Origin of the sequence: Telluria aromaticivorans (assembly GCF_013003915.1) — a bacterium.
Classification (GTDB): domain Bacteria; phylum Pseudomonadota; class Gammaproteobacteria; order Burkholderiales; family Burkholderiaceae_D; genus Telluria; species Telluria aromaticivorans.
In genome coordinates this window covers 65,074-78,478 of record NZ_JABAIV010000002.1, presented here as the reverse complement: position 1 = coordinate 78,478, position 13,405 = coordinate 65,074, and the positions used below count along the sequence as shown (strand labels likewise).

Below are 13,405 nucleotides of genomic sequence, written 5' to 3'. Positions count from 1 at the left end.
ATCAAGCTTCCTTGCGTTGACGCCGGCGGCGCACGACGAACACTGCGGCAGCGGCCAGTGTGGTGGCTGCCCCCGCCGCCAGCAGCCAGCGGCGATCGAGCGGATGATCGTGCCCGTGGTCGCGGACGGCTTGGGCCACCGTCAGCCTACCTTCCAGCAGATCGCTCTCTTCGCCTACAACCAGGGTGAACAGCAGCGCATGCGTACCGGGCTTGGAAATGGCGGCAAGGAACTTTGGATCGTCGATTGCGTAGTCGCCGAGATCGGCGTGGAATTTCGCCTTCGCCTTGAGGTCTTTGTACTGGACCTCAAGTGCGCCGTTCAGCACAGGTTCATTGGTCTCGTAGCGGTCGATCATGATCGACAACTCGCCGCCGGAAAGATGGCCGAGCAGTTCGAACGCCTCTGTGAAGGTCTCGATGCGGGGAACGGACGAGGCGGTGCCGCTGGCGGCCGCCTGGCCGTCGAGGTGTTCCCCGTCGGGCCCGTGTGCGCCGGGGCTGGCGAATGCCGGCGACATGACGAGCATGGCGGCAAACAAGAGGTGCAGGTATTTCATGGAAGAATTCCTAAGGCTTGATTGAATTGGGCATGAGCGAGCCCGAGTGCAACCTTTTGTTGGGCGACGGCGACGTCGGCCTCGTGGGTGAGTGCCCGCGAACGGAGTAGTTCGGCAAGCCCCTTTTCGCCCTGTCGAAACGCTTTTTCGAACAGCGCAGTGTGTTCGTGCAGGGCGGCAGCGCGTGCCGTAGCGGTCTCCAGGGCAGTGCGTGCATTCGCAAGCCGTTCTTTCGCGATCTCGATATCGGCCACTGCATTTGCCTGGATCTCGGCTGCTTCCGCCGCTACAGTCGCGATCACGGTTTGTGCCTGGGCTTCGTTCGTACGATTGCGTGCGGCGGTGCCAATCGGGATCTGCAGGGCTACGCCAATACTGTTGACAGGCTCCCGCAGCAGCCTTTCATCTTCCCTGCGAACCGACAAGGCAATCGTCGGCGGCGCCGAGCGGGAAGCAGCGGCCAGGCGCAGCGCCGCCCGCGCCCGTTGTTCGGAAGCCTGGGCGGCTGCCAGGCGCGGATTCGCAGGAGCGTTGCCGTCAGGGAGCGGTTCGGGGTCGAGCGCCGGCAAGTCAGGCAGGCCGGTCAGCGCGCGATAGCGTGCCAGCGCTTCAAAGGCCGCAGTGCGGGCATTCGCGACATCGATCCGGGCAGCCAGGACTTCCTGCTGCGCGAGCAGCCCGTCGCTGCGTGCCAAGTCGCCAGCCTTGACGCGACGCTGTACCTCGTCAAGAAGCCCCTCCAGATGATGCAGGTGGTCCTGCTTCTCCTCAAGCCTGACCTGCGCGGCTGCGGCTTCCCACATGCGGTTGCGTACCAACCCAGCCACAGCCAGGCGCGTGGCGCCGATGTGAGCGGTGACTTCTTCCGTGCTGCGTGCGGCCAGCGCTTCGCGGGCGCTCTTCTGGCCTGGCAGCCAGAACGAAGACGATATCGAGATCTCTGACTCTCGCTGGTCGCGCTCGGACGAACCCTGGTCCGTACGCTGGGACAAGCCGAGCGTCGGGTTGGAAGCGAGCCAGGACCGGGCATTGTCGCGCGCAGCAAGCACTTCGTCCTGGCGCGCTTCGACCGTGCGGGCGGCGGGTGCGCGCTGCCATGCGCTCTCGACGGCTTGCTTCAATGTGGTGCCAACTACAGTCGGCGCGGACGGTGCTGCTATGACCTGGCATGGCAGGACAAGTGCAACACCGATAAGGTAAAGGGACAGGCGGCAGGTGCGCATGTGTTCTCCATCGGGTGACATTCAGAATCACCGAGGGCGAGCACGTCAGCGCAACCTGCGTTGCGCCTGCATCTTTCGACTATGCGTGCAGCGTGCCCCCGGCAGCGTGGCCGAGGGAGAAAGCAGGGGGCCTGTGTGGTCCGTCGAGGAACGGTTCAGGAACCGTGTGGGGGACATACGGATCCAGCTCGGACACAGGCTGTTCAGGAGGGAGTACCAGGCGCGAAAGACCGAAGCTGACGGGTTGTGACGGCGAGGAATGTTCCTGCGCGTGATCGAGGGACTCGTCCGATTCGTCATAGTGAACGGAACCGTCGTCCTCATGGTGGTGGTGGATGCCCTCATCGTGCTCCAGCTCGTGGACGAGCGAGACCGCGGCCGCGACAGGCGGCAGGCTGCCTTGCATGGCGAAACCATACAGGGGCAAGCACAGCAGCAGGAGGATGTGGACAATCCGACGCAAGGGAATCACCAGGAAAATGTCGCGAAATTATAGCAGTTGCCCCTACTACCTTGACCAGCTATGTTTCAATTCTTCCGTATCGTAAAGCGACAAGCCGACGCGCGACTATTTCATTGCCGAAGGGCAGGACCAATTCCATCCGTAAACCGAGCGCCGCCATGGCCAGCATTGGCCGATACTAGAGTCATCGGATCGCACGGCATGTGCGATAAACAATGACATCAGTGGAGGTCGCGTGTTCGGATCACTGAACAGTCGCATGTTTAGCGGCACAGGGCGCCCGCCCAGTTCATCCTGGGGCGTGCAATCATTTGGGCAAGAAGGGGAGAAAACCGGGACCATCCGCAAGATACTGGTCGTCGACGACGAAGCCGACGTGGCAGACCTCACCGAAGTGCTGTTGACGGCGCACGGGCTCGATACGCTCGTTGCCTATTCCGCTGCCGAGGCCCTCGACCTGCTGGCCATGCATCCCGACATCGACGCCGTCGTGTCCGACGTCATGATGCCCGGCATGAACGGTCTCGAACTGGCGGACCAGATCGGCAGGCGCTATCCGAAAGTCAAGATTGTGCTGGCCTCAGGCTATATGGCGCCCACCCTGGCCCAGGGCCAGCCCTTGAAGCAGCTGTTCATCGCCAAGCCCTACCGTATAGGCCAGCTCATCAAACTGCTGCAGACCTGAAGCCGAACGGGCCGCAGGAGTGCAGCCCCGGCTACGCCCGCGCCTGCCCCTCAGTCCCGCAGCGTCGCGAAGATGCCCTTCAGCTTCTCCAGTTCCACCGGCTTGACGAAATGGTGGTCGAAACCGACCGACCTGGACAGGATCCGGTCGTGGGCCTGGCCATAGCCGGTCAGGGCGACGAACAGCGCCTGCCCGGTCGCCGGGTCGGCGCGCAGGCGCCGCGCCAGTTCATAGCCGTCCATTTCCGGCAAGCCGATATCGAGGATGAAGACCTGCGGCGGATCCTGCTTCGCCGCGGCAATCGCATCGTGCGGATGCGACTGTACCGCTACCTGGTGCCCCTGCGCTTCCAGCAAAACCGCCAGCGACTCGGCGGCGTCCACATTGTCGTCGACGATCATCACGCGCCGCGCCGGCGCGCCGGCGGCATCGCCACCAGCAGGCGCGTCCGGCCGGCGATTTTGCCCCTGCGCGATGGCCGGCAGCGAAATGGTAAAGGTGCTGCCCAGGCCCGGCCCGGCACTGTCCGCCGTCACCGTGCCGCCATGCAGGGTCACCATGGTTTTCACCAGGGCCAGGCCGATGCCGAGCCCGCCCTGGGCGCGGTCCGGCGTGCGCTCGGCCTGCGTGAACAGGTCGAATACCTGCGGCAGCAGGCGGCTGTCGATGCCAATGCCGTTGTCGGCCACGCTGATGCTGACCATGTCCGCCCCGGCATGCACCGCCAGGGCGATCTCGCCGCCCTGGGGCGTGTATTTCGCGGCATTGTTGAGCAGGTTGACGATCACCTGCACCAGCCGGGTGCGGTCGCCGTGGACAGTGGATTGGGCGGCGTCGGTGCGCACTGTCAGCGAGTGGTGGCGCGTTTCGATCAGAGGCCGCGACTGCTCGACGGCGCTCGCCACCGCCGACTTGACGTCGATGGTCTCCTTTTCCAGGTGCACCAGGCCGCGCGTCACGCGCGACACGTCCAGCAGGTCGTCCACCAGCGAGGTCATGTGCTTGACCTGGCGGCTGATCACTTCGCTGGCCTTGCGGGTGCGGGCGTCGCCGCCGGCCGTCATGCGCAGCATTTCCGCCGCCGTGCTGATCGGCGCCAGCGGATTGCGTAGCTCGTGCGCCAGCATCGCCAGGAATTCGTCCTTCTTGCGGTTGGCTTCGCGCAGCTCCAGTTCGGCCTGGTAACGCTCGGTCACGTCCACCGTCACGCCGCGCATGCGGGCAGGGCGGCCTTCGCTGTCGTAGCGCAGCTTGCCGCGGCTGTCGGCCCAGATCTGGCGCCCGTTGTCGGGACGGATGAAGCGCACCACCACCTCGTAGGCGCCGGCGCCGTCCAGGGCGGCCCGGTGCGCGCTGGCGACCTTGTCCCGGTCTTCTGCGTGGATGTATTGCGAGGCCTTGCCCATCGAGGAAGGCGAGAAACCCAGCACCACCGCGGTATTTTCCGAATACACCAGCTCGTCCGTCACCAGATTCCACTCCCACACCACCATCTTGGTCGCATCCATGCCGTCGCGCAGGCGCTCGTCGCTTTCGCGCTTGGCGGCCTGGGCCTCGACCGCATCGGTGACGTCATAGCCCTGAGCGAAAATGCCGATGGTGGTGCCTTACTCGTCGCGGTAAGGCTCGTAGACCAGGTCGATGTAGCGCTGGAGGATAGGTCCGTCGCGTTCGCGCTGGACTGCAATCGGCATGGCGCGCGTGACCCAGGGTTCGCCGGTCGTGTAGACCCGGTCGAGGAATTCCTCGAAGCCCTGGCCGGCCACTTCCGGCAGCGCTTCCCACACGGCTTTCCCGACCAGTTCACGGTGCCCGACCAGCTGGTAATACGCCTCGTTCACCATCTCGAACACGTGCTTCGGCCCCATCAGCACCGCCACGAAGCCGGGCGCCTGGTTGAACAGGCTGCGCAGGTGTTCGCGTTCGTTGTTCAGGATGCGCGACAGGGCTTCGTGCATCTGGGCGCGGTTGAAATTCTCGGCATTGTTGCTGCTCGGGGGCGTCAGCTGGAGCGTGGCCACCTGCGACTGCTCATCGAAGCGGTAGAGCTCGGTGACGTCCACCGGGTTCTGAACCACCATGATCGGCGTGCCGTCCTCGCCCAGCACCGGCGTATGCACCGTGCTCCAGTAGCGCTCGTCGAACTTGATGCCTTCGGGCGTCTCGATGGGCACCGCATACCGCACGAACGCGGTCGTGTCCGGCTCGCCCTTGGCCAGCGCGCGCAGCAGCGAGGCTCTTACTTCCGTGATGTCGGTAGCCTCGGGATTGTCAGGGTCTTCCGGGAAGGCATCGAAGACATAGCGCCCGACGATGTCTGCTTCGGTGCGCTGGACCGAGCGCAGGTAGGCGCCGCTGGCGCCGATGATCGTGAGATCCGGCGCCATCACCAGGTAGGGGTAGGGAGAAGCGCGGAACAGTGCCTGGTAGTCGCTGAGTTTCATCATCCGCAAATTGTCGCATGGATCGGTGCTTCAGCCCGTCACTGCCACCCGTGCCAGGTGCAGCTGGCGGCGCACCACGAAGCCCAGCGATTCATACAGCGCCACCGCGCTGTGGTTGCTCGGGTAGACATGCAGGAAAGGGATGCTGCCGCGGTCGATGATGCGGCGCATCTTGTCGACCATCAGGCCGCGCGCATAGGCTTTGCCGCGATGGTCCGGATGCACGCAGACCGCGCTCACTTCCACCATGCCTTCCAGCCGCATGCGCTCGCCGGTCATGGCGGCCAGCCTGCCGCCGTCGCGCACTCCCAGGAATTCCCCCAGCTGGTGGGTGCGCGGCCCGAACGGGCCCGGATTGGTCAGCGTGGCCAGGGCGTGCATCCCGGCCGCATCCGCCTCACCGAGCACCGTAAAGGTGGCGGCAGGGGGGCCGGGGTCGCGCGTGGCCACCATCTGCCAGACCGGATCGAGCGGCGTGACCGTGAAGCCGGGCTGGGCCTTGACCTGCGCGGCCGTCACCAGCATGGCCGCTTCGCCGGCTGCGAGCAGCCTGCCCAATGCCGCCCAGGCGGCCGGGCTGGCGTCGGCCAGCGCGGCGAAGGGGCCGATGTCGCGCGGGTAGCGCCTGGCCAGTCCATCGCCCAGCGCCAGGGCTTGATGGCCGCTGCCCAGCGCCGACCACACCGGGTGGTCGAGCGCCGCCAGCATCGAAACAGAAGGGTTGAAATTGTCCATGCGGGGTAATGGATAAAAATGGTCGGAATGGCTGAATCGTGGACTGCCACCGCCACGCGTGACGGTGGGCGCGCGTGCTATCGTTGCGCTTTCCATATTACCGCGATGAGCCTGGAATGGACCATACCGAGCTGCTGTTTGCCTACCATGTGCGTGAGCTGGCCATGAAACGCCTGGTGCACGAAACCCCCGAAGGCCTGTCGCCCGAGGCGGCAACCCGGTACATGTTCGAACGCTTCGAGCCCACCGTCATCGGCGTGGTGCGGGAACTGCAGAACGTTGCCGTGATCATCGCCAAGGCCGGGCCGGATCCCGCCGGCAGCGAACCGCGCAAGGACATACCGGCCGCCTGATCAAGCAGGGGCAAGGCTTAATGCCAGTCACACTTAAGAGCCGCTGGTCACCCGTAGGGTGGGCAATTCGTAAATCAGGGCATTGCCCTGATTTACCTTGCCCACGCGTTCAATTGACGGTGCTGTAGCCCGTGCGGCTGTTCAAACCGTAACTATCACCGCGTGGGCGGGGAAACCCGCCCACGCCCTACAAATTCTTCTTATTGACTGGCATAAGGCCATTGGCCTGAGTTATCTTGCCCACGCGTTCAAATTACGGTGCTGTAGCCCGTGCGGCTGTTCAACCGTAACTATCACCGCGTGGGCGGGAAACCCGCCCACCCTACAAATTCTTCTCAACTGACTGGCATCAGGGCAAGGCTGCCTTATTCGGTGACCTTGCCTCGTAAAGCCTTGACGAGCCCGCTGCGCGTCTTGCCGTCGAGCCGGCGCCGCTGCGAGCCGCGGGTAGGCCGGGTAGGGCGGCGCACCAGTTCCACAATGGCGGCCTGGTCCACCAGCGCCTGCAGCCGCTGCAGGGCGTCTTCCTTGTTCTGCTCCAAGCTGCGCGAGGCCTGGGCCTTGAGCACCACCACGCCTTCGCGCGTGATGCGGCTGTCGCGCATCTCCAGCAGGCGCGCCTTGACGTGCTCGGGCAAGGACGAGGCCGTGATGTCGAAGCGCGCGTGCACCGCGCACGACACCTTGTTGACGTTCTGGCCGCCCGGCCCCTGGGCCCGGATGGCGCTGAATTGCACTTCCCCCGGATCGATCACCGCCTCCATCCTGCTTCCCCGTTTCATCGGCGCCGCGGGCTGCGGCGCCATGTCGCCATTCTAGTTGAGGGTGCGGCAATGTACCCCTCGCACAGCAGGACACAGTCACATGCTCGTATTTACGGGCTGCGGTATGATGGTGTTGCCGGCCGACGGTTCCATGGCGGAAGCGCCGGCGCGGCGAGACAGGCGGAACCGTGAACCTCTCACCCATGCCCTTGGCAGTATTCGTGGTCGATGCGGCGGGCAAGCTGTCGAGCTGGAACAAGGCTTGCGAGAAGCTCGCCGGCTATAGCGTGGCGGACATCAACGGCGGCACGCTCGACTCGATCATCGAATTCGACGACCCGCCCGGGCCGGCGCCAACGATCGCCCAGCGTGCCGACATCGAGACCGAGGGCATCCTGAAATGCGCCGACGGCCGCAGGCTGGCGGTGCGCGTGCTGGTGGCCGAGCAGTCCTTCGACCCCGACCAGCCTGGCACCTTCAGCGTCATCGTGATTCCCCGTCCCGGCCAGGCCCAGCCGCGCTACGCGCTGATCCAGGATCTCCCGGTTGCCGAATTCATCGACGCGCTGCCGTGCGTGTTCTACGTCATCGACCAAAGCGGCCACCTGCTGCTGTGGAACCACCAGCTCGAAGATGCGCTGGAAATGTCGAGCGAAGAAATGCCGACCTCCGACGTCCAGTTCTTTTTCGACGAGGTCGACCGTCCCGCCATCCTGGCCAAGATCCTCAGCGCCTTCGAAGATGGCGGGTCCTCGCACGAAGCCGAGCTGGTCGGCAAAAACGGCAAGCGCACCACCTTCCTGTTCCATTGTGCCCGCACCAGCCTGGGTAGCCTGGCCGCCGTCGTCGGCACCGGGCTCGACATCACAGCGCGCAAGCATGCCGAGCACGGCCTTCGGGTGCGCGAACGCGCCATCTATTCGAGCATCAACGCCATCGTCATCACCCATTGCGAGGAAGGCGAGCACCGCATCGAATACGTCAATCCGGCCTTCGAGCAGCTCACCGGCTACGAACTGGCCGAGATCAAGGGGCGCGATCCGCGCTTCATGCGGGTTGAGAACTGCGACACGCATGAACACCAGCGCATCAGCGCAGCGCTCAAGCGCAAGGAAAGCGTGCGTTCGGTGCTGCGCAACCGGCGCAAGAACGGCGAGATCTTCTGGAACGACCTGCGCATCGACCCGGTGGCCAATGTCGACGGCGAGGTCACCCACTTCGTCGGGGTGATCAACGACATCACCGAGGCGCGCCATTACGAGCGCCGCCTGCACCACATGGCCCACCACGACCCGCTCACGGGGCTGGCCAACCGCACGCTGCTGCACGAGCGCCTGAAAACCGCGGTCGATTTCGCGGTCAAGAACAAGACGCTTGGCGCATTGGCCTTCCTCGACCTGGACAACTTCAAGCATATCAACGACAACTTCGGCCACGACGCGGGCGACCTGGTGCTGCGCGAGGTGGCGGGCCGGCTGCGCGAGAACATGCGCGACGACGACACCGTCGCCCGGGTCGGCGGGGACGAGTTCGTGCTGGTCATCTGTAACCAGCCCAGCCACGACCGCATCGCCGACCTGGTCGAGCGGGCGCGCCGCAGCGTGAATGCACCGATCACCTGGGACGGGCATGAAATCAGGCCCGGCGCCAGCATCGGCGTGAGCGTGTTCCCCGACGACGGCGACAGCGCCGAGAAAGTCATGCGCGCCGCCGATGCCGCGATGTACCACGCGAAAACACTCGGCAAGAACAACTTCCAGTTCTATTCCGCCCGCCTGAACCAGATCGTGCACGAGCACCTGATGCTGGAAGCGAACCTGGGCCGGGCAATCCGGGAACACGAGCTGGTACTGGGCTACCAGCCGAAGGTGGATCTCAAGACCGGCAAGGTGGTCGGGGCCGAGGCGCTGGTGCGCTGGAAGCACCCGGTCGAGGGCACCATCCTGCCTGACCGCTTCATCCCGGTGGCCGAAGAGACCGGGCTGATCGTGCCGATGGGCGAATGGGTGATCGACGAGGCCTGTGGGGCCCTCAAGGCGCTGCGCGCCCTGGGTGCCGAGGACTTCATCATCTCGGTCAACCTGTCGGCGCGCCAGCTGCGCCAGCGCGACTTCGCCGAGCGGCTGGCGCACACCCTGGAGCGCCACGGGGTGGAGCCGCGCAGCCTCGAGCTCGAAGTGACCGAAAGCCAGCTGATGGACCAGCCCAACGACGCCATGGAAGCGCTGGCGCAACTCAAGGCGCTCGGCGTGCGCCTGTCGATCGACGACTTCGGCACCGGCTACTCCAGCCTGAGCTACCTGCAGAAATTCCCGGTCGATTTCATCAAGATCGACCGCTCCTTCCTGGGCGACGTCGTCCATGACGGACATGCCGTCATCACCCGCGCCATCATCGCGCTCGGGCACAACCTGAAGATGAGGGTGATCGCCGAAGGCGTCGAGACGCGCGAGCAGCTCGCCTTCCTGCGCGACCACGATTGCGACCAGATGCAGGGCTTTTATTTCAGTCCGGCGCTGTCGCAGGAAACGCTGCAGGAGATGGTCTGCAGCGGGGCGCGGCTGCAGGACTGAGCGCTTTCGCAGTGTAGATCTTGCAATATGACCATGCTACACTCCGCTCCCCTTGGCTGAGCGGTTCATTGTTGCGGCGTGCCCACCCTTCTGTTGAAAGTCCCAGGCCTGTTGCTGTCAGGCGTACTAGCTGCGGCCGACGCCGGCGCGCAGCTTCCCGTCGAGAGCGGCGAACCACGCCAGCGCATGCGCGCCATGCGCATCGCCGGCATGCCTGCGCCCGTGGTCGACGGCCGGCTCGACGAACCGGCCTGGCAGGGCGCGCCTGCCTACCAGGCCTTCCATAAGCACGCGCCGCGCGACGGCAAGCCTCTGCCGGAAGGCGTGCGCACCGAGGCCAGGCTGCTGGCCACCGATGACGCCCTCGTCTTCGGCATCCGCGCCTGGGACGATGCGCCGGCCGCGATGCGCGGCTCGCTGGCGCGACGCGACAAGGTGGACGTGGACCAGGACTTCATCGGCATCTGGATCGATCCGGTCGGCCATGGGCGCGCCGCCCAGTTCGTGCGCGTGAACCTCGCCGGCGTCCTCAGCGACGGCCTGCACCGCGCCGCCGACGACGAGTCCGACCTGGGGCCCGACTTTCCCATCGACGCCGCCGTGATCCGGCTGCAGGACGGCTATAGCATGGAAGTGCGCTGGCCGCTGTCGAACCTGCGCTTTCCCTATGCCGGCGGCAAGCAGTGGCGTGTCATGGTCGAGCGCAGCATCCCGCATGCAGGCGGCTCCATGCTGGTCAGCGCTCCCCTGCGCACCGATGCGCTGAGCCACCTGGCTTTCCTGCAGCCGGTCGAGGGCATGGATGGCACGGTCGCCGCGGCGCGCGACCGGCGCTTCTTCGAACTGCGTCCCGAACTCACGATGCGCGGCGACCGTACTGCAAACGGCGCCCTGCGCCAGCGGGGGCGTTCGGCCGACCTTGGCCTCGAGATCAACGCCCGCCCGCGTGCCGACTGGGTGTTCAATGCCACCATCAACCCCGATTATTCGCAAGTAGAGGTCGACCAGCCGGTATCCCAGGGCGCCGGCAATATCGCCCTGAGCCTCCCCGAAAAGCGCGGCTTCTTCCTGGAGAGTGCGGACGTGCTGGGCCTGCCGCTGCCGGCCTTTTATTCGCGCACGGTGAGCGATCCGGCCTGGGGCCTGCGCGCCACCTGGCGGTCGGCGGGCGCCGATGCCACCGCCATGAGCCTGCGCGACCAGGAGGGCGGGCTGGTGCTGCGCGGCCGCCCTTACGAAACCCTCGAGTATGTGCAGCTGCGCTCCACGCTGGCCAGCCTGTGGCGGGCGCGCTGGCACGGCGAAGGGCTGCTGCTGGGCGCCTTTGCCTCGCAGCGCGCCTACGGCGGGCTCGGTGCCAACGAGGTGGTCGGCGCCGATGGCCAGTGGCGCGGCGGCGGCGAGGAGGGGCAGCGCCAGGTCACGGTCACCGCGATGCATTCGCGGACCACGTCCGGCTTCGACGAGGCGATGCTGCCGGTTCGCAGCGCGCGCCGCAGCGGCGCCTACCTGCAGGCCAAATACCTCCACAGTTCGGAAGCTTGGTGGAACGAATTCGCGATTGAAGCTATCGGGCCGGGCTTTGTCAACGATAACGGTTTCGTGCCGCAGGCCGGTATCGTCAAGATGGATATCGACCTGAACCGGATCCTCGGGCAACAGCGGGTGGGGGGCCTGGAGCTGTACCAATTCGAGGCGCACCTGGGAGTGCACGAGACGCGCACGCTCGGCGATGCGCTCTCCGGCCAGCCGGGCAACGAAGTGGTCGAGCGCAAGCTGCGGCCGGGATTCTGGATATCGGCGCCCCACCAGACCAAGTTCTGGACCCAGCTCGGGTTCGACCACCAGCGCGGGCGCCGCGGCGGCAGGCTGCACGACACGCGCGCACTGCACTTCGGCGTCGAGACGGCGCCGTTTCCGTGGGTGTCGAAGATCGCAGCCGAAGTCACGCTCGGGCGCCAGCTGGATGTGGATGCCGACCGCGTCGGCCCGGGCGGCAACCTGGCGCTCGACGTCGGCCTGCGCTTTCCGCTGCAGCGCGGCTGGGCGCTGGAACTCGACCAGCACTGGAACCGCACCTGGGTGCAGGGCACCCTGGGCCACCCGGCCTTTGCCGACAACGCCTGGCGCTCGCTCGCGATGCTGCACTTTACCCCGCGCGACTCGCTACGGCTGCTGGCCCAGAACACCTGGGCGGCGCGGCGCGACGACGGCGTCACCCAGCTCGAGGCCTGGAGCGAGCGCCAGGTACACCGCTCGCTGCTGTACCGCCACCTGTGGCGCCACGGGCGCTCGGTGTCGGCCGGCTATGTGGATGACAAGTCGCCGCTGGCCGCCACGCGCAGCAAGTCGCTGACCGTCAAGCTGCAGTGGGAGCTCTGAGGCACCTCAGCGCGGCGCGCGCAGCGTCAGCTTGATGATCTCTCCCGGCTGCCACAGGCGCATGCGCGGGCCCCAGCTGCCGGCGCCGCGCGTGACGTACAGGGTCATTCCTGCGATGTCATGCGCACCGATGTATTTCGGGAAGCGGCTCTGCACCGCATAGCTGAATGGCCAGATCTGGCCGCCGTGGGTGTGCCCGGACAGCATCAGGTCGACGCCGCGTGCGCGCGCTTCGTCGATCACGGCGCCGGCCGGGATGTGCGACATCAGGATGGTCGCCGTGCCGCCAGGCGTGGACAGCGTGCGCGCCAGGCCGCCGGTCAGGCTGCCGCCGCGGCGCATGGCCGCGCCGATATCCTCGATCCCCGCCAGCACCAGGCCCGGGGCGAGCTCCACCTGGCGGTCGCGCAGCCAGCGCACGCCGCCTTCCTCGAACTCGCGCACCGTCGTTTCGGCATCGCCGTAAAACTCGTGGTTGCCGGTCACCGCCCACACGCCGAGCGGCGCGTCCAGGGCGCGCAGGGTAGGGGCCAGTTGCGCTTCGCCGACCGGATTGTCCTCGACCTGGTCGCCCAGCATCAGCACCGCCGCGGGCTGCAGCGCATTGATCTGCTCCACGCGCCGCGCCAGCCATGCCGAGCGGCGCTGGGCGCCGAGATGGATGTCGCTGACCGCCACGATGACGGTGCCGTCGAGCGCTTGCGGCAGGTTCTTCAGCACGACTTCCTGCTCGACGATGACCGGGGCGCGCATGCCCTGGAACAGGGCGAAGGCGGCCAGCAGCAGGCCGGCGATGGCGGCGCTCGCCCGTACTTTCTGCGCATGCGCGCGCCACCAGAAGCCGAAGCCGGTGAGCAGGTCGGCGGCAAGCAGGGGCAGCGCCATCACGAACAGGATGCCGAGCCAGGTCAGCGCGAACTGTCCCGGCCACCAGCGCCAGTCGAGGGCTTCGTCGCCGATACGCACGCCGGCGAAATACACCAGCCAGACAAGGAGCGCGCCCACGATCCACGCTCGCGCCGGGATGCGGCTGCGGATCGCGTCGATCGAATACAGGCGGGCAGTGACGTACAGGTGGAGCAGGGTGCCGATGATGTTGAGGACAATCGAGAACATGGGAACAAGGGTCGTGGTTGTGGCCGCCACGGTAGCGCAGATCCGCGAATCGCGTGCGGGTGGGGTGTGAAACGGGCGCAACCAGCGCAAGGCAGCGACAGCATTGGG

Annotated in this window: 12 protein-coding genes; 5 read left to right on the top strand and 7 right to left on the bottom strand. The window is 66.2% G+C overall.

All coding sequences use genetic code 11. From position 1 onward, the window contains the following. Nucleotide 1: 1 nt before the first annotated feature. Nucleotides 2-559, bottom strand: coding sequence for a hypothetical protein (locus tag HGB41_RS05830; RefSeq protein ID WP_171082179.1), 558 nt, complete (start codon nt 557-559; stop codon nt 2-4). Then, nucleotides 556-1,782 (bottom strand): TolC family protein, encoded by a 1,227-nt coding sequence (locus HGB41_RS05825; RefSeq protein ID WP_171082177.1) that lies wholly within the window; start codon nt 1,780-1,782, stop codon nt 556-558. Before HGB41_RS05825 ends, HGB41_RS05830 begins: the two co-directional genes overlap by 4 nt. A 259-nt stretch (nt 1,783-2,041) precedes the next feature. Between HGB41_RS05825 and HGB41_RS05820 the strand changes: the two genes are divergently transcribed. After that, nucleotides 2,042-2,278: a hypothetical protein gene (locus HGB41_RS05820; RefSeq protein ID WP_171082174.1), complete on the top strand. Its 237-nt coding sequence runs from the start codon at nt 2,042-2,044 to the stop codon at nt 2,276-2,278. Nucleotides 2,279-2,504: 226 nt separating this feature from the next. Beyond that, entirely contained in the window at nt 2,505-2,930 is a 426-nt protein-coding gene (locus HGB41_RS05815) for a response regulator (RefSeq protein ID WP_171082172.1), read from the top strand. Between the two features lie 50 nt (nt 2,931-2,980). On the opposite strand, the gene HGB41_RS05810 is transcribed toward HGB41_RS05815, so the two are convergent. The 3 genes from HGB41_RS05810 to HGB41_RS05800 are packed head-to-tail and all read right to left on the bottom strand — an operon-like array spanning nt 2,981 to nt 6,109. Further along, nucleotides 2,981-4,522: a hybrid sensor histidine kinase/response regulator gene (locus HGB41_RS05810; RefSeq protein ID WP_371868493.1), complete on the bottom strand. Its 1,542-nt coding sequence runs from the start codon at nt 4,520-4,522 to the stop codon at nt 2,981-2,983. 15 nt (nt 4,523-4,537) lie between these two features. Next, nucleotides 4,538-5,377 carry a PAS domain-containing protein gene (locus tag HGB41_RS05805; protein WP_171082168.1) on the bottom strand — a complete coding sequence of 280 codons (840 nt, stop codon included), beginning with the start codon at nt 5,375-5,377 and terminating at the stop codon, nt 4,538-4,540. Nucleotides 5,378-5,404: 27 nt separating this feature from the next. After that, entirely contained in the window at nt 5,405-6,109 is a 705-nt protein-coding gene (locus HGB41_RS05800; RefSeq protein ID WP_171082166.1) for a GNAT family N-acetyltransferase, read from the bottom strand. 116 nt (nt 6,110-6,225) lie between these two features. Between HGB41_RS05800 and HGB41_RS05795 the strand changes: the two genes are divergently transcribed. Next, nucleotides 6,226-6,462, top strand: coding sequence for a hypothetical protein (locus HGB41_RS05795; protein ID WP_171082164.1), 237 nt, complete (start codon nt 6,226-6,228; stop codon nt 6,460-6,462). Nucleotides 6,463-6,827: 365 nt separating this feature from the next. On the opposite strand, the gene arfB is transcribed toward HGB41_RS05795, so the two are convergent. Beyond that, nucleotides 6,828-7,226 carry an alternative ribosome rescue aminoacyl-tRNA hydrolase ArfB gene (gene arfB, locus HGB41_RS05790; protein ID WP_171083413.1) on the bottom strand — a complete coding sequence of 133 codons (399 nt, stop codon included), beginning with the start codon at nt 7,224-7,226 and terminating at the stop codon, nt 6,828-6,830. A gap of 188 nt (nt 7,227-7,414) precedes the next feature. Here arfB and HGB41_RS05785 point away from each other — a divergent pair, with 188 nt between their 5' ends. Next, the gene (locus HGB41_RS05785) at nt 7,415-9,799 is read left to right on the top strand and encodes a sensor domain-containing protein (protein WP_171082162.1); all 2,385 of its coding nucleotides are present in this window, start codon (nt 7,415-7,417) and stop codon (nt 9,797-9,799) included. 78 nt (nt 9,800-9,877) lie between these two features. Continuing rightward, nucleotides 9,878-12,181: a DOMON domain-containing protein gene (locus HGB41_RS05780; RefSeq protein WP_171082160.1), complete on the top strand. Its 2,304-nt coding sequence runs from the start codon at nt 9,878-9,880 to the stop codon at nt 12,179-12,181. Between the two features lie 6 nt (nt 12,182-12,187). Here HGB41_RS05780 and HGB41_RS05775 read toward each other — a convergent pair whose 3' ends face one another. After that, the gene (locus HGB41_RS05775) at nt 12,188-13,297 is read right to left on the bottom strand and encodes a metallophosphoesterase (protein WP_171082158.1); all 1,110 of its coding nucleotides are present in this window, start codon (nt 13,295-13,297) and stop codon (nt 12,188-12,190) included. Between the last annotated feature and the right edge of the window lie 108 nt (nt 13,298-13,405).